Here is a 23785-nt window from a genome sequence, read left to right as displayed (position 1 = left end):
GTTCAGCCGGCGGCGCGTTGCGCCTGGTCCAGCTGCAGTTCGACGCCGAGCTGGCGCGAGAGGCAGGGCCAGCGCTTCCACGCCGCTTCCACCTTTGGGTCGTGCAGCCTGTCGCGGTAGTGCTGCACCGAGGCGCGCTCGAACACCGCCTCCTCGAGCATGCCGTCCACCGCGTGGTGCACGGCTTCGTCCAGCTGATTGGCGAAGGGTTCGCCGATCAGCTGGTGGGCGATGAGGTTGGCCACGGTGGTGTCCAGCGGGATCAGCGGCTCGCCGAGGTGGGCGATGTAGCGGTCGTTCACTTCCTCCACCAGGCGGTGGGCGAGGTAGGCCTCGTCGAGCAGGCCGTCCAGGCCCTCGTGGCCTTCCACCATGCTCGGCGGTTGCAGGAAGAACTGCTCGGCGACCTTAAGCACCGGCTTCACCTGCGCCTCGATGCCGGCCTCGCGGGCAACGTTGGCGGCGGCGTCGAGCACATCCGGCACCTGCTCGATGTAGGCGCTGACGAAGCGCGCCAGCACGCCTTCGGCGTCGCTGGCGGGCAGGTGGATGGCTGGGTGGAGGCGGTCCATCTGGGTTGCGAGGATGCGTGCCAGATGCCCGCTTTGGGCTTCCTGTTCGTGGGCTCGCTGGATGAGTTCGCGCAGGGCGAGGGTATTCATGACTGCTCCTGGGTAGGACATGGATCGAAGGGTGGGGAAGACACAACTTAGCTCGCCGCCGCGTTCAGCTAAGACCCGATTGTCATAATGAAGAAATACTTATGCATGGTCGCGATAACGTCGGTCCCTCATCTGCGTCAACCCCGCGCCAGCCGTGGCGTTTAGGACAAGGCTTGTGGCCCTTGCGCCAATTTTTCCGTCGCGTTGCCAGCTTCAAGTCGGTGTCTATACTCCGACTCGAAAGGCGTTACCTGATGACACCCGACTGCGCACCACCGTGCTGAAGGTCGGCCGTTAAAGTCAGCCGTATTAACGACCGCTCCCTTAGCCGCTGGCCCAGCCGGCGGGATAACAAGAACGATAAGGGGAACCCGCAATGATGCGACATCCACGAGTCTGGATGGGACTCCTGCTGTGGTCGATTTTCAGCCAGGCGCAGGCCGCCTGGACCGTCAACATGGCACCTGGTGCCACCGAGGTCAGCCGTACCGTTTTCGATCTGCACATGACGATCTTCTGGATCTGCGTCGTGATCGGCGTGATCGTGTTCGGCGCCATGTTCTGGTCGATGATCATCCACCGCCGCTCCACCGGCCAGGAACCTGCGCATTTCCACGAGAGCACCACGGTGGAGATCCTCTGGACGGTCGTGCCCTTCGTCATCCTGGTGCTGATGGCGATACCCGCCACCAAGACCCTGATCGACATCTACGACAGTTCCGAATCCGAGCTGGACATCCAGGTCACCGGCTACCAGTGGAAGTGGAACTACAAGTACCTGGGCCAGGACGTCGAATTCTTCAGCAACCTCGCCACGCCCGCCGAGCAGATCCACAACAAGGCGGAGAAGGACGAGCACTACCTGCTGGAGGTGGACGAGCCGCTGGTGATCCCGGTGGGCACCAAGGTGCGCTTCCTGATCACTGCCGCCGACGTCATCCACTCCTGGTGGGTGCCGGCGCTGGCGGTCAAGCGCGACGCCATCCCCGGCTTCGTCAACGAGGCCTGGACGCGCATCGACAAGCCCGGCATCTACCGCGGGCAGTGCGCCGAGCTGTGCGGCAAGGACCACGGCTTCATGCCCATCGTGGTCGAGGCCAAGTCCAAGGAGGACTTCGCCAAGTGGCTCGCCGGTCGCAAGGAGGAGGTCGCCAAGCTCAAGGAGCTGACCGACAAGGAGTGGACGCTCGAAGAGCTCTCCGCCCGTGGCGACAAGGTCTACCACACCACCTGCGCCGCCTGTCACCAGCCCGAGGGCCAGGGCATGCCGCCGATGTTCCCGGCGCTCAAGGGCTCGAAGATCGCCACCGGGCCGAAGGAAGACCACCTCAGCATCGTCTTCCACGGCAAGCCCGGCACGGCCATGGCCGCCTTCGGCAAGCAGCTGTCGGAAGTCGACATCGCCGCCGTCATCACCTACGAACGCAACGCCTGGGGCAACGCCAAGGGCGACATGGTGACGCCGAAAGAAGTGCTTGCGCTCAAGCAAGCCGAGGAGAAATGACATGAGTGCAGTGATCGACCACGATCATGCCGGGCATGATCACCACCACGGCCCGGCCAAGGGCCTTATGCGCTGGGTGCTCACCACCAACCACAAGGACATCGGCACCATGTACCTGTGGTTCGCCTTCGCCATGTTCCTCCTCGGGGGTTCCATGGCGATGGTGATCCGCGCCGAGCTGTTCCAGCCCGGCCTGCAGATCGTCGAGCCGGCCTTCTTCAACCAGATGACCACCATGCACGGCCTGATCATGGTCTTCGGCGCGGTGATGCCGGCCTTCGTCGGCCTGGCCAACTGGATGATCCCGCTGATGGTCGGCGCGCCGGACATGGCCCTGCCGCGCATGAACAACTTCAGCTTCTGGCTGCTGCCGGCGGCCTTCGGCCTGCTCATCAGCACCCTGTTCACCGCCGGCGGCGGGCCCAACTTCGGCTGGACCTTCTACGCGCCGCTGTCCACCACCTACGCGCCGGAGAGCGTCACCTACTTCATCTTCGCCATCCACCTGATGGGCATCAGCTCGATCATGGGCGCGATCAACGTGATCGCCACCATCCTCAACCTGCGCGCCCCGGGCATGACCCTGATGAAGATGCCGCTGTTCGTCTGGACCTGGCTGATCACCGCCTTCCTGCTGATCGCGGTGATGCCGGTGCTGGCGGGCTGCGTGACCATGATGCTGATGGACATCCACTTCGGCACCAGCTTCTTCAGCGCGGCCGGTGGCGGCGACCCGGTGCTGTTCCAGCACGTGTTCTGGTTCTTCGGCCATCCCGAGGTGTACATCATGATCCTGCCCGCCTTCGGCGCGGTCAGCTCGATCATCCCGGCCTTCGCGCGCAAGCCGCTGTTCGGCTACACCTCGATGGTCTACGCCACCGCCTCCATCGCCTTCCTGTCCTTCATCGTCTGGGCGCACCACATGTTCGTGGTCGGCATCCCGCTGACCGGCGAGCTGTTCTTCATGTACGCCACCATGCTGATCGCCGTGCCCACCGGGGTGAAGGTGTTCAACTGGGCCAGCACCATGTGGCAGGGCTCGATGACCTTCGAGACACCGATGCTGTTCGCGGTGGCCTTCGTCATCCTCTTCACCATCGGCGGCTTCTCCGGGCTGATGCTGGCCATCGCCCCGGCGGACTTCCAGTACCACGACACCTACTTCGTGGTGGCCCACTTCCACTACGTGCTGGTGCCCGGCGCCATCTTCGGCATCTTCGCCTCGGCCTATTACTGGCTGCCGAAGTGGACCGGCCACATGTACGACGAGACCCTCGGCAAGCTGCACTTCTGGATGAGCTTCATCGGCATGAACATGGCGTTCTTCCCCATGCACTTCGTGGGGCTGGCCGGCATGCCGCGACGCATCCCGGACTACAACCTGCAGTTCGCCGACTTCAACATGATCTCCTCCATCGGTGCCTTCACCTTCGGCGCCACCCAGCTGCTGTTCCTGTTCATCGTCATCAAGTGCATCCGTGGCGGCAAACCCGCACCGGCCAAGCCCTGGGACGGTGCCGAGGGGCTGGAGTGGACCGTGCCCTCGCCGGCGCCCTACCACACCTTCAGCACCCCGCCGGAGGTGAAGTGAGATGAGCGGGGAACTGGACAATCGCCGCCTCATCCCGCGCCTCCTGGTGCTGGTGGTGGCGATGTTCGGCTTCGGTTTCGCCCTGGTGCCCATCTACGAAGTGATGTGCGTGGCCTTCGGCATCAACGGCAAGACCAACGCCAACGCCTACGAAGGCAGCCAGGCGCTGGACGAGAAGCGCCAGGTGCGGGTGCAGTTCCTCGCCACCAATGCGGCGGACATGACCTGGGAATTCCGCTCCAAGGCGGACGACCTGGTGGTGCACCCGGGGGCGAGCAACGAAATGCTGTTTGTCGCCCACAACACCACCGACAAGCCCATGACCGCCCAGGCGGTGCCGAGCATCTCGCCGTCCAAGGCCGCCGCGTACTTCCACAAGACCGAATGCTTCTGCTTCACCCAGCAGGTCCTGCAGCCGGGCGAGCGCATCGAGATGCCGGTGCGCTTCATCGTTGACCGCGACCTGCCGCCCGACGTGCACCACCTGACACTCGCTTACACGCTGTTCGATATCACGGCCCGCAAGCCCCCGGTCGCCAAGACCGGCAGCTGACGCGCCGACAAGGAGAACAACAACGATGGCAAGTCACGAGCAGTACTACGTTCCCGCCCAGAGCAAATGGCCGATCATCGCCACCATCGGCATGCTCGTCACCGTCTACGGCCTGGGCACCTGGTTCAACGACCTCAAGGCCGCGCGCCCGGATTCAAACGGCCCGCTGATCTTCTTCGTCGGCGCCCTGTGCCTGGCGTACATGCTGTTCGGCTGGTTCGGCGCGGTGATCAAGGAAAGCCGCGGCGGACTCTACAGCCCGCAGATGGACCGCTCGTTCCGCTGGGGCATGAGCTGGTTCATCTTCTCCGAGGTGATGTTCTTCGCCGCCTTCTTCGGGGCGCTGTTCTACGTGCGCGCCTGGGCCGGCCCCTGGCTGGGCGGTGAAGGCGACAAGGGCGTGGCCAACATGCTCTGGCCCAACTTCCAGTACACCTGGCCCCTGCTCAACACCCCCGACCCGAAACTCTTCCCCGGGCCGAAGGAAGTGATCGACCCGTGGCACCTGCCGCTGATCAACACCATCCTGCTGGTGACCTCCAGCTTCACCGTCACCTTCGCCCACCACGCGCTGAAGAAGGCCAACCGCAAGCTGCTGAAGATCTGGCTGGGGCTGACCATCCTGCTGGGCGTGTCCTTCCTCGCCCTGCAGGTCGAGGAATACGTCCACGCCTACACCGAGCTGGGCCTGACCCTGGGCTCGGGCATCTACGGCGCCACCTTCTTCATGCTCACCGGCTTCCACGGCGCCCACGTGACCATGGGCACGCTGATCCTCACCGTGATGCTGGTGCGCATCCTGCGCGGCCACTTCGACGCCGACCACCACTTCGGCTTCGAGGCCGCCAGCTGGTACTGGCACTTTGTGGACGTGGTCTGGGTGGGGCTGTTCATCTTTGTGTATGTGCTTTGAAGAGGCAGCTGCAAGGGGCAAGTGGTGGCTGAGCCCGGCTTTTCTTGCAGCTTGAAACTTGCAGCTTGCAGCTCCGACCTACCAGGTCGTATGCGATACCAGCTGTCCGCTGTAGAAGCCCCAGGCCACCAGGCCGATGGTGAGGGCGGCAAGGATGACGCGGACGGTGAGGGCGTTGACCACGCGTGAGCCGCGGCCCTCGTCCTTGACCAGGAAGAACAGGCCGCTGAACAGGCTGACCACGGTGGCCAGCAGCAAGAGAACGATGAGCGCCTTGAGCATGGGGCGACTCCGGGGGCAAGGGGGATGTCGTGCAGTATAGCCAGAGCTTTCCAGGCTCCAGGCCGCGCCGGGTGAGGCCTTTCCGGCCCGGCCTCGTGCCCACCCTCGTGGTGCTGGCGCTGCTGCCCGTGCTTGTCGGGCTGGGCATCTGGCAGCTCTCCCGCGCGGAGGAGAAGCGCCAGCTGCTGGCCGGCTACGAGGCGCGCCGCAGCGCCGAGCCCATCGCCATCACCGATCTGGAGCGCTTGCCCGACCCGGCCTATGTGCGGGTGCGCCTGCAGGGCCATTTCGACGACCAGCACAGCCTGCTGCTGGACAGCCGCATCCGCGCCGGCAAGCCCGGCGTCGAGCTGCTGCAACCCTTCTACGACCAGGCCAGCGGGCTCTGGCTGCTGCTCAACCGCGGCTGGCTGCCCTGGCCGGACCGGCGCACCCCGCCGCAATTCGACACCCCGCACCAGGCCCTGGCCCTCGACGCCTGGGTCTACGTGCCGCCGGGGGCCAGCTTCGAGCTCAAGCACGTCGAAGGCACCGAATGGCCGCAACTGATCAACCAGGTCGAGCCGCGCACCCTGTGGCAGAAGCTCGGCCGTGGCGGCCTGCCCTTCGAGCTGCGCATCGAGCCCGGTCTTGCCGCCTACGAGGCCGACTGGCCGGTGGTGGCCATGGGGCCGGAGAAGCACCTCGGCTACGCCGTGCAGTGGTTCGCCATGGCGGCGGCCCTCTGCGCGCTCTTCATCTATTTCGGTTTTCGCCAAGCACGGGAGACAACGGATGAATCCAGCACTCGCTCTGCCTGATACGCCGCCGCGCCGCTCGCGCGGGCGCCTGCAGCTGCTGCTGATCCTCGCAGTGGTGATCGGGCCCATGGTGCTGGCATCGGCCATGTACCACCTGCGCTTCTGGGTGCCGGACGGGCGCAGCTACCACGGCGCGCTGATCGGCAACGGCCAGACCCGCACCGACCTCGGCGTGCAGGGCGCGGGGGACGAGGCGCTGTGGCAGCTGCTGGTCACCGCACCGCAAGGCTGCGAGGCCGATTGCCAGCAGCTGGTCTACGTCGCCCGGCAGATCCACATCGGCCTCGGCCGTGAGGCCGGGCGCGCCAGCCACGCCTTCGCCGTCGGCCAGCCATTGTCGGCGGACTACCAGCAGACCCTGGAACGCGAATACCCGCGCCTGCAGCGCTACGGCCTGGACCCGGCCGTGTACGGCAAGGCGGTGGAAAGCGACGTCACCGGCCCGCAGCTGTGGATAGTCGACCCCCACGGCAACCTGGTGCTGCGCTACGACGCCAGGATCAAGGGCAAGCAGATCCTCAACGACCTGCGGCACCTCATGAAGCTCTCGAATATAGGGTGAGGGCAGCGGCAAGCTTCAAGTTACAAGCTGCAAGAGGCCTGCTCTTCTCTTGTCGCTTGAGGCTTGAAGCTTGCAACTGAGAAAACGGAGTTCTCCCATGCAACGATCGTCCCGTCCCGGTTTCTACCTTGCGGTGCTGGCCACCGCGCTGGCTGTGGTGGTGGTGCTGCTGGGCGCCTACACCCGGCTGACCCATGCCGGCCTCGGTTGCCCCGACTGGCCGGGCTGCTATGGCTTCATCGGCGTGCCCAAGACCGAAGCCCAGCTGGCCCACGCCGAGGTGCATTTCCCCGAGGCGCCGGTGGAGGCCGACAAGGGCTGGAACGAGATGATCCACCGCTACTTCGCCGGCACCCTGGGCCTGGCCATTCTCGGCCTCGCGGTGCACGCCCTGGTGCGGCGCGGGCGTGACGGCCAGCCGCGCAAGCTGCCGCTGCTGCTGCTCGGCGTGGTCATCGCCCAGGCCGCCTTCGGCATGTGGACGGTGACTCTCAAGCTCTGGCCCCAGGTGGTCACCGCGCATTTGCTCGGCGGCTTCACCACCCTGGCGCTGCTGTTCCTGCTCAGCCTGCGCCTGTCCGGCGCCTTCGCCCCGCTGCAACTGCCCGCGCGGCTGCGGCGCCTGGCGGCACTCGGCCTGTTGCTGGTGATCGGGCAGATCGCCCTCGGCGGCTGGGTCAGCTCCAACTACGCGGCGGTGGCCTGCGTCGACCTGCCCACCTGCCACGGCCAGTGGTGGCCGGCGATGGACTTCGCCAACGGCTTCCACCTCAGCCAGCACATCGGCCCCAACTACCTGGGCGGGCAGCTGGACAGCGACGCCCGCACCGCCATCCACATGACCCACCGCCTCGGCGCCCTGGTGGTGACCCTCACCCTGCTGGCGCTCGCCTGGCGCCTGCGCGGGGCCGGTCTCGGCCGCCTCGCCGCGCTCGTGCTCGGCGCCCTGGCGCTGCAGGTCGGCCTGGGCATCAGCAACGTGATCTTCCACCTGCCGCTGCCGGTGGCGGTGGCCCACAACGGCGGCGGCGCGTTGCTGCTGCTGACGCTGGTGCTGGTGAACTACCGCGTGCGCGCGCCGGCCCTCGCCGCCGAATGCTCGACAACGGCTGTCCGGCTGCACGCCGGCAAGCCCGCCTGAACACAAGAAGAAGGAGAGACGCCATGGCCATTCTGCTCAGTGAACGCCAGGCCCGGGTCCACGCCAGCTGGCGCGATTACCTTGAGCTGACCAAGCCCAAGGTGCTGGTGCTGATGCTCATCACCTCCCTGGTTGGGATGTTCCTCGCCACCCGCGCGGGCGTGCCCTGGGAGGTACTGATCTTCGGCAACCTCGGCATCGCCCTGTGCGCCGGGTCGGCGGCGGCGGTGAACCACGTGGTGGACCGGCGCATCGACTCGATCATGGCGCGTACCCTCAAGCGCCCGGTGGTCAATGGCCGCGTCTCGCCCGCTGCGGCGCTGGTCTTCGCCCTGATCCTGGCGGTGGCCGGGCAGGTGCTGCTGCTGCACTTCACCAACGAGCTCACCGCCTGGCTGACCCTCGCCTCGCTGCTGGGCTACGCGGTGATCTACACCGGCTTCCTCAAGCGCGCCACGCCGCAGAACATCGTCATCGGTGGCCTCGCCGGCGCCGCCCCGCCGATGCTCGGCTGGGTCGCGGTCACCGGCCACCTGTCCGCCGAGCCGCTGCTGCTGGTGCTGATCATCTTCGCCTGGACCCCGCCGCACTTCTGGGCCCTGGCCATCCACCGCAAGGAAGAGTACGCCAAGGCCGACATCCCCATGCTGCCGGTGACCCATGGCGAGCACTACACCAAGGTGCACATCCTGCTCTACACCCTGGTGATGTTCGCCGTGAGCCTGCTGCCCTACGCCATCCACATGAGCGGCATGCTCTACCTGCTCTGCGCCATCGCCCTGGGCGGGCGCTTCCTGCAATGGGCCTGGGTGCTCTACCGCGACAGCCGACCGCACGCCGCGATCAAGACCTTCAAGTACTCTATCGCCTACCTGTTCCTGCTGTTCATCGCCCTCCTGGTGGATCACTACCTGCTGCTGAACATCTGACTCCAAAGGCTGTTACACCGCGGACCGTGCCATCGGCACGCTTCGCGGTTAGTCTTGCCGCCACCGAATTCCCCGAGTGAAGACCGCCCCATGACCCGTGTGCAGAAAACCGTATTCGTCCTCATCGCCCTGGTGGCGCTGGTGCTCGGCCTGACCGTGCACAAGGTGCTCAACAACCAGCGCCAGGCCGACCCGACCCAGTTGCTCGACGCCGGCATCGTGCTGCTGCCGCAGAGCCGCACCCTGCCGTCCATCAGCCTCACCGACCAGGACGGCAAGCCGGTGGCGGTCAACGAGCTCAAGGACAAGTGGAGCCTGCTGTTCTTCGGCTACACCTTCTGCCCGGACATCTGCCCCACCACCCTGGCGCAGATGCGCGAGCTCAAGGGCCTGCTGCCGGAGGCGGCGCGCAACAACCTGCGCGTGGTGCTGGTCAGCGTCGACCCCAACCGCGACACCCCGCAGCAGCTCAAGCAGTACCTGGGCTACTTCGACCCGGCCTTCGTCGGCTACACCGGCGAGCTGGCCTCGATCCAGAAGCTCGCCAATGCCGTGAGCATCCCCTTCATCCCGGCCGACACCAGCAAGGAAAACTACACCGTCGACCACAGCGGCAACCTCGTGGTGATCGGCCCGGATGGCACCCAGCGCGGCTTCATCCGCGCGCCGCTGAACAACCAGAAGCTCAAGGACCAGTTGCCGACCCTGCTGGCGCCGGCCAGCTGAGAAGTTTCTTTCTCAATTGCAACTAATTCTCAATAAAAATAAGATGGCGCTCCCTCACCCTCCGCCAGTCAGGGAGCGCGCTTGTCGGAGCCTGATCTCAAGAGCCTTTTCATCAAGCATGCGAAGGCCCTGCAAAGCCTGTTGACGCGCAAGGTGCGCGACCCGCAGCTGGCCGCCGACCTGGTCCAGGAGAGCTTCCTGCGCCTGGCCGAACAGCGCGGCAAGGAACGCATCGACAACAGCCCCGCGTACCTCTACCGCACCGCCCACAACCTGATGATCGACCACGCCCGGCAACAGTCGCGGCGCAGGACCGAGTCGGTGCCCCACGAGGCGCTGGAGGAGATAGTCGAGGAGCGCCCCGGTCTCGATGACCAGGCCGCCGAGGCCCAGCACATGCGCAGGCTGCGCGAGGCGGTGGCGGAACTGCCGCCGCGCACCCGCGAGATCTTCCGCCTCAACCGCCTCGAAGGCCTGACCCATGCCGAGGTCGCGCGGCGACTGGAGATCTCCGACAGTTCGGTGCAGAAGCACCTGTCCCGGGCCCTTGCGCATGTCATGCAGCGCCTGCAGGACGACGCCCGGGACGCCACATGACCAACGGTTTACCGAGTATCGGCCCCTCGGACGTCAGCATTCCTATAACGAGAACTCGAGAGACCGACGTGATCAGCCACGACCTGCGCGAGCAGGAAATCCGCCAGCAAGCCGCCGACTGGGCCGTCCGCCTCGGTGCCGGGCCCCTGGACGCCGAACAGGCGCGGGCCCTGGCCCTCTGGCAGGCCGAGGACGCACGCCACTCGCCCGCCTTGCAGTTCGCCCAGCGCACCTGGGCCGACCTCGCGCGCCTGGGCGAGATGCCCGCGCCCGCCCATGCGCCCGCCGCGCAGGCGACACACCTGGCCCGGCCGCGCCTGTCGGCGCGCCGTCGCCCGCGCCTGCGCTGGGTGGCCAGCGCCGCCGCCGTGCTGCTGCTGGCGGGGCTCGGCGTGGAGCAGGGCCGGCAGATGCTGCGGCCGCTGCTCGCCGACCACGCCACCGCCAAGGGCGAGGTGCGCCAGGTGCAGTTGCCGGACGGCAGCCGGGTGGAGCTCGACACCCGCAGCGCCATCGACCTGGAATTCAGCGACACCGAGCGCCGGGTGCGCCTGCTCGGCGGTGATGCCTACTTCACCGTGGCACCGCTGGGACCGAACGAGTCGCGCCCCTTCGTGGTCGAGAGCGCCGGGGGCACCACCCGCGCGCTGGGCACCCAGTTCCTGGTCAGCCAGGACGATGCGCGCGGCGCCTGGGTCGGCGTCACCGAACACAGCGTCGCCCTGGCGCTGGAACAGGCGCCCGAGCGGGGCGCGCGCGAGCAGGTCCTGCAGGAGGGCCAGAGCGCCCGCTACGACGCCCTTGGCGGTATCGAGGCCCTCGCCCCGCGTGACTTGCAGCGTGCCACCAGCTGGCGACGCGGCGTGCTGGTGTTCGAGCGCGTGCCCCTGGGGCAGGTCGCCGAGCAGCTCAACCGCTACCGGCCCGGCCACGTGCTGATCAGCGACTCCGCCCTGGCCGGTCGCGAGGTCAGCGGCGTGTTCCGCCTCGACATCCTCGACGAGGCCCTGGACACCCTCACCCACGAACTCAAGGTCAGCCGCCTCGACCTGCCCGGCGTCACCTTCCTCTACTGAGCCGGCAGCCCGCCCGGTGCGGGCTCCGGCGCCCCCGCTGCAAGAATCCCGAAAAAACCTTACTGAGTTTTCCCGGCTGGCTCGTCTTGGTATTGAGAGTGATTTTCATTCACCAAACACGAAGCCGTAAGGAAGACCGATGAACGTATGCAAGGGGCCGGGCCAGCGATGCCGTCGTGCGCTGCTCGCCTTGGGGGGAAGCTGGATGCTGGCCTGCGTGGGGGCGCTGCAGGCCGCCGAGTCCGATCCGCTGGCGACGCAGGCGCAGCAGGTCCTGGTCGCCTTCGACATTCCGGCGCAGCCGCTGGACAGCGCGGTGCTGGCCTTCGCCGAGCAGTCCGGCGTGCAGGTGATCTTCGACGCCGCCCTGCTCGAAGGGCTGCAGGGCAATGCGGTGCACGGTCGCCTCGACGTGCGAGCGGGCCTGCGGGCCCTGCTGCTTGGCCACCCGGTGAGCTACAGCTTCGTCTCGCCGCGCCAGGTGAGCCTGAGCCGTATATACGCCGAGGCGGATGGCCGGGCCCTGCAACTGGGCGCCACCCATGTGCAGGGGCAGGCGATCGCCGATGACTGGGTCTATGAGGCGCCCCGCTCTGTCGCCGTGATCGGTCGCGAGCAGATCGACCGCAACCCGCCGCGCCATGCCGCCGACATGCTCGAACAGAGCGCCGGCGTGTACACCGCCGTCAGCCAGCAGGACCCGGGGCTTTCGGTGAACATCCGCGGCCTGCAGGACTATGGCCGGGTCAACATGAACATCGACGGCATGCGCCAGAACTTCCAGCAGAGTGGCCACCAGCAGCGCAACGGCACGATGTACATCGACCCGGAGCTGCTCTCCGCCGTGACCATCGAGAAGGGCGCCACCTCGGGCATGGGCGGCGCCGGGGTGATCGGTGGCGTGGCCGAGTTCAGCACCCTCGATGCCCGCGAATTCATCCACCCGGGCAAGGAGTTCGGGGGCCGCCTGCGCGCCACCAGCGGGCTCGGTGGCCATGCCAATGGCACCGACTTCATCGGCAGCAGCGCCTTCGCCCTGGGCAACGAGATCGGCGACATCCTCGTCGCGGCCAGCGAGCGCCACCTGGGCGACTACGATCCCGGCACCCACGGCAGCATCGGCGCGCTGCGCACCGGTTCCGCGAGCGACCCCGGCATCGCCGACCGCATCAAGCACTCGACCGTCGCCTACTCCGGCTCCACCATGCGCTCGCGCCTGGCCAAGCTGGGCTGGAACCTGCCCGCCGACCAGCGCCTCCAGTTCGCCTACCTGCGCACCCAGGTCTCCTACGACGACGCCAACATGATGAACGTGCAGAACGCCGAGCTCTGGGAAAAGCTCGGCAGCAGCAACGTGGTGTCGCAGAACTTCGCCCTGGACTACAGCTACAGCCCGGACGACCCGCTGGTCGACCTCAAGGCCAAGCTCTATTACGTCGACAATCGCAACGAGCAGAGCACCCTGACCCGCGGCACCGCTGCCGGCTACGACGTCACCTACCAGACCGACACCTACGGCCTGCAGCTGCAGAACACCTCGACCCTCGCGCTGCTCGACCGTGCCGGCCTGAAGGCCAACTACGGCCTCGAGTACTTCCTCGACAAGGTCCGCCCCGACTCCACCCAGGCCACGGCCGCCAGCTCGGCGGTGGACTATCCGGTATCCGAAGGCATGACGCCCCGGGGCGAGCGCGCCATGGGCAGCCTGTTCGGCAACCTCGAATTCGACTACGACGACTGGCTGACGCTGAGCGCGGGCCTGCGTTACGACCGCTATCGCCTCGAGGGCGAGACCGGCATGAACATCAGCACCTTCACCCTCGGCACCACCCAGCAGGTCACGGTGCCGCTGCGCTATGACGTGGACCGGGAAGAGGGCCGGTTTTCCCCGACCTTCGGCATCTCGGTCAGGCCCGGAGTGGACTGGCTGCAGCTGTTCGCCCGCTACGGCGAAGGCTGGCGCCCGCCGGCGGTGACCGAGACGCTGATCTCCGGGCGCCCCCACGGCGGCAGCGCGGAGACCCTGTACCCCAACCCGTTCCTCGAGCCGGAGCGCTCGCAGTCCTGGGAGGTGGGGTTCAACGTCTTCACGCGGAGCCTCATCACCGAGGGCGATGCCCTGGGCCTGAAGGTCGCCTATTTCGACACGCGCATCGAAGACTTCACCTTCATGTCGGTCGGCCTGCAGCGCCCCGGCTATGGCCTGCCCGCGCTGGGCATCGCCGCCTACGTGAACGACCTCAGCAGCACGCGCTTCCGGGGCGTCGAATACGCCCTCGACTACGACACGGGCGGCTACTACGGCAACCTCACCTACACCCACATGATCGGCGAGAACCAGTACTGCCGGAACCAGGCCTGGCTGGGTGGCGTCACCTCGCCGGTGTACGGCACCGGGCGCCGCCCGCCGGTCATCGGCATGGTGCCGAACCAGGCCGCGAACGCCATGGTCGGCTGTGGCGGGATGATGGGCACCGCCGAGCACATGCCCATGGATCGCGGCAGCCTCACCCTCGGCACCCGCCTGCTCGACCGCCGCCTGGATGTCGGCGTCCGCGCCCGCTACAGCGAAGGCTACGCCCTGGACAGCGGGGACCCGGATGCCCGCGACCAGATCTACCCCGCCGACTGGAAGTCCTACACCGTTTACGACCTCTTCGGCAGCTACCGCGCCAGTGACTCCCTGACCCTGCGCCTGGCCCTCGACAACGTCACCGACCGCGCCTACCTGGTGCCGCTGGGCGACGTGCTGGCCTTCACCCTCGGCCGTGGCCGCACCTTGCAGGGGACCGTGGAATACAGCTTTTGAGCCGCATTTGCCCATGAAGGGCAAAACCGCCGTGCGGCTGCCTGCCGTGCGGCGCCAACCTGTGAAACCTCAATCGGAGAACGAGCATGAGCCTTTCCATCACCTACTCCACCACCTACTCCAGCTGGACCATCAGCGATTACCTGGCCGACTGGGCGGGCTACTTCGGTGACGCCAACCACCGCGTCGGTGAAGTCGAGGACGGCGTGAACACCGGTGGTTTCTACCCGGGCACCCTCAGCGGTACCCAGTACGCGCTGACCAGCCCGAACAGCGATGCCGGCTTCGTCGCCGAAGGCAACCTGACCTACTCGCTGTTCTCAGCGCCGGCCCACACCCTGTACGGCTCGCTGGACACCGTCTCGCTGGGCACCGACGTCACCCGGGATGCGTCCGGCTTCGGCTTCAGCGGCGGCGCGGAAGCCAGCTTCAGCGGCCTGGGCCTGTCCAGCCTGCTCAGCGAAGGCCATGCCGGCATCGTCCACCAGGTCGTCTACGGCCTGATGAGCGGCGACGCCACCGCCTTGCAGGGCGTGCTCGACGGCCTGCTGGACGACTACGGCGTAGACACCGGCGACACCTTCGACGTGGTGGCCGCCGCCCTGGCCGCCGGCCCGCTGAGCCTGGCTCCGGCCGAGGCGGTGGGCGTGCAGGCGCCGGTCGAGGACCTGGCCCTGGCCGCCTGAGCCCGGGCGTAAAAAAAGCGAATGGAAGATCACGCCTCCATTCGCTCCGTTGACGCCACCGCAGCCCGTGTCTTGCAGGGCCCAGGCTGCGGTGGCGCGAATTCTGTGGCCGCGCCCGGCAGGCGTCAATCGCCGGGCGCGGCCCTTCTGGGGGCTTCGATGAAGCGCATGCCTTCTACCAAGCCGGACGACCTGCTGCAGGCCCTCGGGGGTTGCAGGGCCGCCCTGCTCAACATCGGCCTGTTCACCGCCGTGACCAACCTGCTGATGCTCGCCCCGGCGATCTACATGCTGCAGGTCTACGACCGGGTGCTGTCGTCCGGCAACGAGATGACCCTGCTGATGCTCAGCATCATGGTGCTCGGCCTGTTCGCCTTCATGGGCGTGCTGGAGTGGGTGCGCAGCCTGGTGGTGATCCGCCTCGGCAGCCGGTTGGACATGCAGCTCAACCCTCGCGTCTTCGCGGCCGCCTTCGAGGCCAGCCTGGCGGCGGACGGCCGGGGCGCGGCGTCACAGGCCCTGGGCGACCTCAATGCCTTGCGCCAGTTCGCCACCGGGCAGGCGCTGTTCGCCTTCTTCGATGCGCCCTGGTTCCCGCTCTACCTGCTGGTGATGTTCATGTTCAGCCCCTGGCTGGGGCTGCTGGCGCTGGCCGGTGCCCTGGCACTGATGGCGCTGGCCTGGCTCAACGAGCGCGTCACGCTGGAGCCCCTGAGCGAGGCCGGGCGGCTCTCGCAGCTGGCCGGGCAGCAGGCTGCCGCCAACCTGCGCAACGCCGAGGTGGCCGAGGCCATGGGCATGTTCGCGGCCCTGCGCCAGCAGTGGACGGGCCTGCACCAGGGCTTCCTGGCACGGCAGAGCCAGGCCAGCGAGCGCATGGCGGCCATCACCGCGCTGTCCAAGGTCGCGCGCCTGGCCCTGCAGTCGCTGGTGCTGGGGCTGGGGGCCTGGCTGGCCATCGAGCAACTGATCAGCCCCGGGATGATGATCGCCGGCTCCATCCTCATGGCCCGGGTGCTGGCCCCCATCGACCAGCTCATCGCCGTCTGGCGGCAATGGAGCTCCGCGCGCCTGGCCTATGCCCGGCTGCGCGACCTGCTCCAGGCCCAGCCGCCGCGCAGCGCCGGCATGCCGTTGCCGCCGCCCGAGGGGCGCCTGGCGGTCGAGCAGCTCGCAGCGATGCAGCCCGGCACCCGCAAACCCTGCCTGGCCAACATCGGCTTCGAGCTGGCCGCGGGCGAGACCCTGGGCATTCTCGGCGCCTCCGGCTCGGGCAAGTCCACCCTCGCCCGCCTGCTGGTGGGCGCGGCGCAGCCCGCCTCCGGCAAGGTGCGCCTGGATGGCGCCGACCTGCAGCACTGGGACAGGGGCGCACTCGGCCCGCATATCGGCTACCTGCCCCAGGACGTGCAGCTGTTCGCCGGCAGCATCGCCGAGAACATCGCGCGCCTGGGTGCCGTCGACCCGGCCGGGGTGGTCGAGGCGGCCCGGCTCGCGGGTGTGCACGAGCTGATCCTCAAGCTGCCGCAGGGCTACGACACCCGTCTCGGCGAAGGCGGCGCGGGGCTCTCCGGCGGCCAGCGCCAGCGTATCGGCCTCGCCCGCGCGCTCTACGGCCTGCCGGCGCTGATCGTGCTGGACGAACCCAACGCCAACCTGGACGAGGCGGGCGAACAGGCGCTGCTGGCCGCCATCGCCCGGCTGCGCGCGTGCAGGCGCACCCTGGTCCTCATCACCCACAAGCCGGCCCTGATCGCCGGTGCCGACCAGTTGCTGGTGCTGCGGGGCGGGCAGATGCAGGCCTTCGGGCCCGCCGCCCGGGTGCTGCAGGACCTGCAGCGCGGCGCCCGGCCCGCGCCGACCGCCCCTCAACCGGCCCCGGCCCTGCGGGTCGCGCCCACCATCAGCATGAGCTACGGCTCCCCGGGTAACTGACCGATGACCGCCTTGCACAGCCCGCCCCTCCCGCCGCGCCCCGCCCTGCACGAAGCCCCCCGGGTGGATGATCGCCACCCTGCCCGGCTCGGGCTCTGGCTGGTGTTGCTCGGCTTCGGCGGCCTGCTCCTGTGGGCCGCCCTGGCCCCGCTCGACAAGGGCGTACCGGTGGCGGGCACCGTGGTCGTCTCCGGTCATCGCCAGGCCGTGCAGCACCCGCTGGGCGGCGTGGTCGAGCGCCTGCTGGTGCGGGACGGCGACCGCGTGCAGGCCGGGCAGGTGCTGCTGCGGATGGACACCACCCGGGCGCGCGCCCAGCGCGATGCCCTGCGGGCGCAGTACCTCAACGCCCGCGCCAGCGAGGCCCGCCTGCGCGCCGAGCGCGAGGGCAGCGTGCGCATCGCCTTCCCCGAGGCGCTGCGTGCCGATGCCGGCGAGCCCTGGGTGAACGATGCCCTGGCGTTGCAGGAAGCGCTTCGCGCCAGCCGCCACGAGACGCTGGAGAGCGAACTGGACGGCCTGCGCGAAAGCATCGCCGGCGCCCGGGCCATGCTCCAGGGCATCACCGCCTCGATGGCCCACAAGGAAGAGCAGCGCGTCGCCCTGCAGGAGCAGTTGGGCGGCCTGCGCGCGCTGGCCCGGGACGGCTATATCGCGCGCAACCGCTTGCTGGACAACGAGCGGCTCTACGCCCAGGTCAACGGTGCGATCGCCGAGGACCTCGGCAACATCGGCCGCACCCGGCGGCAGATTCTCGAGCTGAAGCTGCGCATCCAGCAGCGCCGGCAGGAATTCCAGCGCGACGTGCACCAGCAGCTCGCCGATACCCAGGCCAGCGCCGAAGACCTGGCCAGCCGCCTGCGCAGCGCCGAGGCCGAGCTGGCGGCCACCCAGGTGCGGGCACCGGCCAGCGGCACCGTGGTCGGCCTCGCCGTGTTCACCGAGGGCGGCGTGGTCGCGGCCGGCCAGCAGCTGATGGAGATCGTCCCGGCCGATGCGCCCCTGCTGGTGGACGCACGGGCCCCGGTGGAGCTGGTGGACCGGCTGCGCCCCGGGCTGCCGGTGGAGCTGCGCTTCGTCGCCTTCAACCAGAGCCGCACGCCACGGGTGGACGGCGAGGTGGCGCTGGTCTCGGCCGACAGGCTGCTGGAAGACGCCACGCAGCAGCCCTACTACCAGGTGCGGGTCAAGGTCGCCGACGCAGGCATGCGCCAGCTCGCCGGCGAGGACATCCGCCCCGGCATGCCGGTGGAGGCCTTCGTGCGCACCGGCGAGCGCTCGCTGCTCAACTACCTGTTCAAGCCGCTGACCGACCGCGCCCACGTCGCGCTGGCGGAGGAGTGAGCCCGATGCGCCTGTTGCTGGCCATGCTCCTGCTGCTGCCCTGCCTCCCCGCCGTGGCCCTCGACCTGCGCGACGCCTACGCCCTGGCGCTGCGCAACGACCCGACCTTCCACGCCGCCCTCGCCGAGCGCGACGCCGGCCACGAAGAGCGGGTGATCGGTCGCGCCGCGCTGTTGCCCAGGCTGTCCTACAGCTACAACAGCGGTCGCAATGACTCCGAGGTGACCCAGTCCACCGCCCTCGGCGACATCACCAGCGAGCGCGACTACCGCAGCTACTCCTCCACCTTCACCCTGCAGCAGCCGCTGTTCGACTACGCCGCCTGGGCCGAGTACCGCCAGGGCCAGGCCAAGGCGCTGCTGGCCGACGAGCGCCTGCGCAGCCGCAGCCAGGAGCTGGCGGTGCGCCTGTTCAACGCCTATTGCGAGGCGCTGTTCGCCCACGAGCAGATCGCCCTCGCGCAAGCCCAGCGCCGCGCCTACGCCGAGCAGCTGCAGCTCAACCAGCGCCTGTTCGAGGCTGGCGAGGGCACCCGCACCGACCTGCTGGAGACCCGTGCCCGCCATGACCTCGCCCAGGCCCAGGAGATCGAGGCCGCGGACAACCTCGATGCGGCCCTGCGCGAGCTGCAGGCCATCGTCGGCGAGCCGCTGGATATCCAGGACCTCGCGCCCCTGGCCGACGGCTTCCGCGTGCAGCCGCTGCAGCCGGCGCGCTTCGAGACCTGGCGCGACCTGGCCCTGGCCAGCAACCCCGAGCTGGCCTCGCAGCGCCACGCCCTGGACGCCGCGAGCTACGCGGTGGAACGCAACCGCGCGGGGCACCTGCCCACCCTCAGCGCCTACGCCAGCACCAGCAAGACCCGCTCCAGCTCCGAGAGCACCTACAACCAGAAGTACGACACCGACAGCGTCGGCATCCAGATCAGCCTGCCGCTGTTCGCCGGCGGCGCGGTCTCCGCCTCCACCCGCCAGGCCGCCGCCGAGATGGAGCGTGCCAGCCACGCCCTGGATGCGCAGACCGCCGAGACCCTCAACCAGCTGCGCAAGCAGTTCAACCTCTGCGTCAGCAGCGGCGCCAAGGTGCGTGCCTATGAGCTGGCAGTGGAATCCGCCAGCACCCTGATCGAAGCCACCAGGCGCAGCGTGACCGGTGGCGAGCGGGTCAACCTCGATGTGCTCAACGCCGAGCAGCAGCTCTACGGCGCCCGCCGCGACCTGGCCCAGGCACGCTACGGCTACCTGCGCGCCTGGTTGCAACTGAAATACCACGCCGGCCTGCTGGAGGCCGGCGACCTGGATGTGCTGGCGGGGTACTTCCAGGCCCGTGGCTGACGCATGGTTTCAACCGAAACCCCGGTGCCGCCCCTGGATGTAGCCCGGGCTTCAGCCCGGGGAAAACCGTTCGGAATATTTTTTACTGAGTTTCATTCGCTACAACGTCATTCAGTGCAAAGCCCGGCCGATCGACCGGGCATGCCACCCGAATCGAGACACCGTCATGACCGCTTCCCAGCCGCAACTCTCCCATCCCCTGCGCTCCCAGCGCCTCAACCAGTTGACCCACGAGCCCCACAGCCGTCTGGACGCCCTGGTGAAGAGCCACGACCCCTTCGGCAATCGCGAGAACTTCGCCCGCTTCGTCGCCGCCCAGTACCTGTTCCAGTACGACCTGGCGGCGCTCTACGCCGATGCCGGGCTGGGTGCGATCTTCGACGGCCTCGCCGGCCGGGCCCGCCATGAGCAGGCGCGCCTCGACCTGGCCGACCTGGGCCATGCGCTGCCGGAGGGCGACGAGACCGTGCGTGGCGCAAGCCACGGGCTCGGCGCCGCCCTGGGCTGGCTGTTCGTGTCCGAGGGCTCCAAGCTCGGTGCCGCGTTCCTCTACAAGCGCGCCGAGGCGCTGCAGCTGTCCGACAGCTTCGGCGCCCGCCACCTGGGCGACCCGGAAGGCGGTCGTGCCCAGGGTTGGAAAAGCTTCGTCGCCACCCTCGACGGCATCGAGCTGGACGCCGAGCAGGAGCGCCAGGCAGAGGCCGCGGCCATCGCCGCCTTCAACCGCTTCGCCGACCACCTGGAGCGCTGCTTTGCCTGAGGCCGTTGCGCGGGGGCCGCTGCGCTGGTTGTGGCAGGCCCTCGCCTACCTCCTCATCGGCCTGGCGCTGCTGGGCGTGGTGCTGCCGGGGCTGCCCACCACCGAATTCGTGCTGCTGGCGGCCTGGGCGGCGGCCAAGGGCTCGCCGCGCCTCAGCGCCTGGCTGGAGAACCACCGCCTGCTCGGCCCCTCGCTGCGCAATTGGCGCAACGGCGGGGTCATCACCCGGCGCACCAAGCTGGTCGCCACCCTGAGCATGAGCCTGGGCCTGACGCTGATGGCCTGCACCGTGTCGCACACGCCGTCGGTGATCATGGCTGGCATCGGCATGGCGATCGGCGCCGCGTGGATCTGGTCGCGGCCGGAGCGTGTGGAGATCGGCTGATGGCGCTCGCTAACAGATGCTTCTTTCAATTCCGGCTCGAACGCGGCCTACACAATCGTCATGTACTGATCTTCTGTTGCCGCTCTCCAAAGCCCTGCAACTGACCTTGCCCCCACTCCCTGTATCGAAAGCGTTAGCAAGTCGTGAGCGCACGCTGTGCTTGCATTGAGCGTGGGAGGGTGGGGCGGCAACAGTGCCCCTTCAGGAGGCCGAGTGGAATCGTTGTGGAAGGGGTTGAGCGACATGGATGTCGCGAGAGCGCCGCCGGGCCATGGATGGCCCGTCGGCGCGTGCCCCTGTAACGACGATGGAGTGAGGGTACCCGGCGTAGCCGGGCCGGATGCAGGGGCGAGCCTTTTTGGTTTCTTTGGCGACTGAAAAAAGAGACTCGCCCGGCAAGGCGAAACAGGTGACCTCCACAGAACTCGATAATCAGCTTGGCTCCGCAACAAAGCGCTGGGACAGCACCACAAAAAAGCCCGCTCGATGAGCGGGCTTCTTCATGGCCGGGCAGCGATCAGAACGCCGGAACCACGGCGCCCTTGTACTTCTCGAGGATGAACTGCTTCACCTCGGGGCTGTGCAGGGCCTTGGCCAGTTTCTGCATGTCGGCGCTGTCCTTGTTGTCCGGGCGGGACACCAGGATGTTCACGTAGGGCGAGTCGCTGCCTTCGATGGCCAGGGCGTCCTTGGTGGGGTTCAGCTTGGCTTCCAGGGCGTAGTTGGTGTTGATCAGGGCCAGGTCGACCTGGGTCAGCACGCGCGGCAGGGTGGCCGCTTCCAGTTCACGCACCTTGATGCCCTTGGGGTTCTCGGCGATGTCCTTGGGGGTGGCGGTGATGCTGGTGTTGTCCTTCAGCTTGATCACGCCGACCTTGTCCAGCAGCAGCAGCGCACGGCCGCCGTTGGTGGCGTCGTTGGGGATGACCACGGCGGCGCCCTGGGGCAGCTCGTCGAGCTTCTTGATCTTGCTGGAGTAGGCGCCGAAGGGCTCGATGTGCACGCCGGCGACGCTCACCAGCTGGGTGCCCTTGGCCTTGTTGAACTCATCCAGGTACGGCTGGTGCTGGAAGAAGTTGGCGTCCAGGCGCTTCTCGGCCACCTGCACGTTGGGCTGCACGTAGTCGGTGAAGACCTTGATCTTCAGGTCCACGCCTTCCTTGGCCAGCTGCGGCTTGATGAATTCGAGGATTTCCGCATGCGGCACCGGGGTGGCGGCCACGGTCAGGGTGTCGGCCTGGGCGGAGAGGGCAGCGAAGGCGGCAGCGGCCACCAGCAGTTTTTTCATGGAACGCTCCTTATGGGAATGCGAGGGCCGGGTCGGGTGGACGCCGGCCATCCTTTCATTTGCGGGAGAAATGCACCACCAGCTTGTCGCCGATGGTCTGCAGGATCTGGACGAGCACCAGCAACAGCACCACGGTGACCACCATCACGTCGGTCTGGAAGCGCTGGTAGCCGAAGCGGATGGCCAGGTCGCCCAGGCCGCCCGCGCCCACCACGCCGGCCATCGCGGTGTAGGACACCAGGGTGATGGCGGTGACGGTGATGGCGGCGATGATGCCCGGCCGGGCTTCCGGCAGCAGGGCGTTGACCACGATCTGCCGGGTGGTGGCGCCCATGGACTGGGTGGCCTCGATGATGCCGCGGTCCACCTCGCGCAGGGCGGTTTCCACCAGGCGCGCGAAGAATGGCGTGGCGCCCACCACCAGCGGCGGGATGGCGCCGGCGACACCCAGGGAGGTGCCGGTGATGAACACGGTGAAGGGGATCATCACGATCAGCAGGATGATGAACGGCAGCGAGCGCAGCACGTTCACCACCAGCGACAGCAGGCTGTAGACGGCGCGGTTCTCGAACAACTGGCGCGGGCTGGTGAGGAACAGCAGCACGCCCAGCGGCAGGCCCAGCAGCACGGTGAACAGCAGCGAACCGCCCAGCATCAGCAGGGTGTCCAGGCTGGCCAGCCAGATTTCGTACCAGTCGATGTTGGCGATGAGCTCTTGCATCAGCGCAGGACCTCCAGGTGCACGTCCGCTTCGCGGAAGCAGGTCAGCGCGGCCTCGATGTCGCCGCCGGTCAGGGCCAGGGTGAGCTGTCCGTAGGGGGTGTCCTTGATGCGGTCGATACGCCCCGCGAGGATGCTGTAGTCGACGCCGGTGCGGCGCGCGACGGTGCCCAGCAGCGGCGCGTAGGTGGCCTCGCCACGGAAGGTCAGGCGCAGGATGCGGCCCTGGACGTGGGCGAAGTCGTCACGCTGCTCGCCCTCGTCTACCTGCTCGTCTTCCTGGACGAAGCGCTGGGTGGTGGGGTGCTGCGGGTGGAGGAAGACATCGGCCACCGGGCCCTGCTCGACGATGACGCCGGCATCCATCACCGCGACGCGGTCGCAGACGCGACGGATCACGTCCATCTCGTGGGTGATGAGGACGATGGTCAGGTTCAGCTCGCGGTTGATCTCCGCCAGCAGCTGCAGGACCTGGCCGGTGGTCTGCGGGTCGAGGGCGCTGGTGGCTTCGTCGCAGAGCAGGATCTTCGGTTGGGTGGCCAGGGCGCGGGCGATGCCGACGCGCTGCTTCTGGCCGCCGGAGAGCTGCGCGGGGAATTTCTTCGCGTGGTCGCTGAGGCCGACGCGGGCCAGCAGCTCGGCGACGCGGGCGTCGATCTCGGCGCGGGACAGCTCGCCCGCCAGCTTCAGCGGCAGGGCGACGTTGTCGGCGACGGTCTTGGACGACAGCAGGTTGAAGTGCTGGAAGATCATGCCGACGCGCTGGCGGAAGCGGCGCAGGCCTTCGGCATCGAGGGCGGTGACATCCTCGCCGGCGATGACGATGCGGCCGCCGCTGGGTTCCTCCAGGCGGTTGATCAGGCGCAGCAGGGTGCTCTTGCCGGCGCCGGAGTGGCCGATCAGGCCGAACACCTCGCCCTGCTCGACGCGCAGGTCGGTGGGCTGCAAGGCTGGAATCTCGCGGCCTTCGACGCGATACGCCTTGTGGACGTCATGGAATTCGATCACGGGGGAAACCTTGTGGGTTCTCGGGAGCCGGGTGGGCCTAAAAAGCCGGGTAGTCTACCTGTTCGCGCATAGGCGCCGAAAATCTTTGTCGGCCTAGGGCTATAGCCAGATGGAATATGGGTGACGTGCGCGCACGCCCTAGCGGTGATGCCGCAGGGGGGAGTGGACGCGGGTGTCACC

Annotated in this window: 23 protein-coding genes; 18 read left to right on the top strand and 5 right to left on the bottom strand. The window is 68.0% G+C overall.

Translation table 11 applies throughout. The annotated features are described in order from the left end of the window. Positions 1 to 2: 2 nt before the first annotated feature. Entirely contained in the window at positions 3 to 662 is a 660-nt protein-coding gene (locus WFQ67_RS02280) for a hypothetical protein (protein ID WP_337056063.1), read from the bottom strand. 376 nt (positions 663 to 1038) lie between these two features. Between WFQ67_RS02280 and coxB the strand changes: the two genes are divergently transcribed. From coxB to WFQ67_RS02260, 4 genes are read left to right on the top strand one after another with little or no spacing between them, the layout of a single operon-like run. Next, positions 1039 to 2166, top strand: coding sequence for a cytochrome c oxidase subunit II (gene coxB / locus WFQ67_RS02275; protein ID WP_213627476.1), 1128 nt, complete (start codon positions 1039 to 1041; stop codon positions 2164 to 2166). Between the two features lies 1 nt (position 2167). Continuing rightward, positions 2168 to 3757: a cytochrome c oxidase subunit I gene (gene ctaD, locus WFQ67_RS02270; protein ID WP_021219881.1), complete on the top strand. Its 1590-nt coding sequence runs from the start codon at positions 2168 to 2170 to the stop codon at positions 3755 to 3757. 1 nt (position 3758) lies between these two features. Continuing rightward, on the top strand, positions 3759 to 4310 hold the full coding sequence (locus WFQ67_RS02265) for a cytochrome c oxidase assembly protein (RefSeq protein WP_337056062.1): 552 nt from the start codon (positions 3759 to 3761) through the stop codon (positions 4308 to 4310). A 25-nt stretch (positions 4311 to 4335) separates the two neighbouring features. Beyond that, a complete protein-coding gene (locus WFQ67_RS02260) occupies positions 4336 to 5223 on the top strand; it encodes a cytochrome c oxidase subunit 3 (RefSeq protein ID WP_173174735.1) in 888 nt (295 codons plus the stop codon). Between the two features lie 78 nt (positions 5224 to 5301). Here WFQ67_RS02260 and WFQ67_RS02255 read toward each other — a convergent pair whose 3' ends face one another. Continuing rightward, positions 5302 to 5505 (bottom strand): twin transmembrane helix small protein, encoded by a 204-nt coding sequence (locus WFQ67_RS02255; RefSeq protein WP_111259294.1) that lies wholly within the window; start codon positions 5503 to 5505, stop codon positions 5302 to 5304. A 71-nt stretch (positions 5506 to 5576) separates the two neighbouring features. Here WFQ67_RS02255 and WFQ67_RS02250 point away from each other — a divergent pair, with 71 nt between their 5' ends. The 14 genes from WFQ67_RS02250 (at position 5577) to WFQ67_RS02185 (ending at position 20589) form a co-directional block, all read left to right on the top strand. Further along, a complete protein-coding gene (locus WFQ67_RS02250) occupies positions 5577 to 6305 on the top strand; it encodes an SURF1 family protein (protein ID WP_337056061.1) in 729 nt (242 codons plus the stop codon). Beyond that, positions 6280 to 6867 carry a hypothetical protein gene (locus tag WFQ67_RS02245; protein ID WP_213627482.1) on the top strand — a complete coding sequence of 196 codons (588 nt, stop codon included), beginning with the start codon at positions 6280 to 6282 and terminating at the stop codon, positions 6865 to 6867. The genes WFQ67_RS02250 and WFQ67_RS02245 overlap by 26 nt, the downstream gene beginning before the upstream one ends. Before the next feature lie 97 nt (positions 6868 to 6964). Continuing rightward, the gene (locus WFQ67_RS02240) at positions 6965 to 8008 is read left to right on the top strand and encodes a COX15/CtaA family protein (RefSeq protein ID WP_442969566.1); all 1044 of its coding nucleotides are present in this window, start codon (positions 6965 to 6967) and stop codon (positions 8006 to 8008) included. A gap of 23 nt (positions 8009 to 8031) precedes the next feature. Continuing rightward, positions 8032 to 8937 (top strand): heme o synthase, encoded by a 906-nt coding sequence (gene cyoE / locus WFQ67_RS02235; protein ID WP_271104405.1) that lies wholly within the window; start codon positions 8032 to 8034, stop codon positions 8935 to 8937. A 90-nt stretch (positions 8938 to 9027) separates the two neighbouring features. Continuing rightward, the gene (locus tag WFQ67_RS02230; RefSeq protein ID WP_173174743.1) at positions 9028 to 9663 is read left to right on the top strand and encodes an SCO family protein; all 636 of its coding nucleotides are present in this window, start codon (positions 9028 to 9030) and stop codon (positions 9661 to 9663) included. Positions 9664 to 9744: 81 nt separating this feature from the next. Continuing rightward, positions 9745 to 10260, top strand: coding sequence for an RNA polymerase sigma factor (locus WFQ67_RS02225; protein ID WP_337056060.1), 516 nt, complete (start codon positions 9745 to 9747; stop codon positions 10258 to 10260). A gap of 68 nt (positions 10261 to 10328) precedes the next feature. Further along, the gene (locus tag WFQ67_RS02220; RefSeq protein WP_442969567.1) at positions 10329 to 11336 is read left to right on the top strand and encodes a FecR family protein; all 1008 of its coding nucleotides are present in this window, start codon (positions 10329 to 10331) and stop codon (positions 11334 to 11336) included. 139 nt (positions 11337 to 11475) lie between these two features. Further along, the gene (locus tag WFQ67_RS02215) at positions 11476 to 14145 is read left to right on the top strand and encodes a TonB-dependent hemoglobin/transferrin/lactoferrin family receptor (protein ID WP_442969565.1); all 2670 of its coding nucleotides are present in this window, start codon (positions 11476 to 11478) and stop codon (positions 14143 to 14145) included. An 86-nt stretch (positions 14146 to 14231) separates the two neighbouring features. Continuing rightward, positions 14232 to 14831: a heme acquisition protein HasA gene (locus WFQ67_RS02210; protein WP_173174751.1), complete on the top strand. Its 600-nt coding sequence runs from the start codon at positions 14232 to 14234 to the stop codon at positions 14829 to 14831. A gap of 159 nt (positions 14832 to 14990) precedes the next feature. Then, the gene (locus WFQ67_RS02205; RefSeq protein WP_213627495.1) at positions 14991 to 16766 is read left to right on the top strand and encodes a type I secretion system permease/ATPase; all 1776 of its coding nucleotides are present in this window, start codon (positions 14991 to 14993) and stop codon (positions 16764 to 16766) included. A 3-nt stretch (positions 16767 to 16769) separates the two neighbouring features. Then, positions 16770 to 18110 (top strand): HlyD family type I secretion periplasmic adaptor subunit, encoded by a 1341-nt coding sequence (locus WFQ67_RS02200; protein ID WP_337056058.1) that lies wholly within the window; start codon positions 16770 to 16772, stop codon positions 18108 to 18110. 5 nt (positions 18111 to 18115) lie between these two features. Continuing rightward, positions 18116 to 19444 carry a TolC family outer membrane protein gene (locus WFQ67_RS02195; RefSeq protein WP_263151885.1) on the top strand — a complete coding sequence of 443 codons (1329 nt, stop codon included), beginning with the start codon at positions 18116 to 18118 and terminating at the stop codon, positions 19442 to 19444. A gap of 166 nt (positions 19445 to 19610) precedes the next feature. Beyond that, positions 19611 to 20204: a biliverdin-producing heme oxygenase gene (locus tag WFQ67_RS02190; RefSeq protein WP_173174759.1), complete on the top strand. Its 594-nt coding sequence runs from the start codon at positions 19611 to 19613 to the stop codon at positions 20202 to 20204. After that, positions 20197 to 20589, top strand: coding sequence for a YbaN family protein (locus WFQ67_RS02185; protein WP_213627501.1), 393 nt, complete (start codon positions 20197 to 20199; stop codon positions 20587 to 20589). The genes WFQ67_RS02190 and WFQ67_RS02185 overlap by 8 nt, the downstream gene beginning before the upstream one ends. Before the next feature lie 517 nt (positions 20590 to 21106). On the opposite strand, the gene WFQ67_RS02180 is transcribed toward WFQ67_RS02185, so the two are convergent. Genes WFQ67_RS02180 through WFQ67_RS02170 form a run of 3 tightly spaced genes read right to left on the bottom strand, consistent with a single transcriptional unit; the run spans position 21107 to position 23605 of the window. Beyond that, entirely contained in the window at positions 21107 to 21877 is a 771-nt protein-coding gene (locus tag WFQ67_RS02180; protein ID WP_213627503.1) for a MetQ/NlpA family ABC transporter substrate-binding protein, read from the bottom strand. A 55-nt stretch (positions 21878 to 21932) separates the two neighbouring features. Beyond that, positions 21933 to 22598: a methionine ABC transporter permease gene (locus tag WFQ67_RS02175; RefSeq protein ID WP_173174765.1), complete on the bottom strand. Its 666-nt coding sequence runs from the start codon at positions 22596 to 22598 to the stop codon at positions 21933 to 21935. Continuing rightward, on the bottom strand, positions 22598 to 23605 hold the full coding sequence (locus tag WFQ67_RS02170; RefSeq protein WP_173174767.1) for a methionine ABC transporter ATP-binding protein: 1008 nt from the start codon (positions 23603 to 23605) through the stop codon (positions 22598 to 22600). Before WFQ67_RS02170 ends, WFQ67_RS02175 begins: the two co-directional genes overlap by 1 nt. Positions 23606 to 23785 lie beyond the last annotated feature (180 nt).

The organism is Pseudomonas sp. USHLN015 (assembly GCF_037153275.1).
GTDB classification, from domain to species: Bacteria; Pseudomonadota; Gammaproteobacteria; order Pseudomonadales; family Pseudomonadaceae; genus Metapseudomonas; species Metapseudomonas tohonis.
The sequence above is the reverse complement of the archived record's forward strand: the minus strand, read 5'-3'. Positions and strand labels throughout refer to the sequence as shown.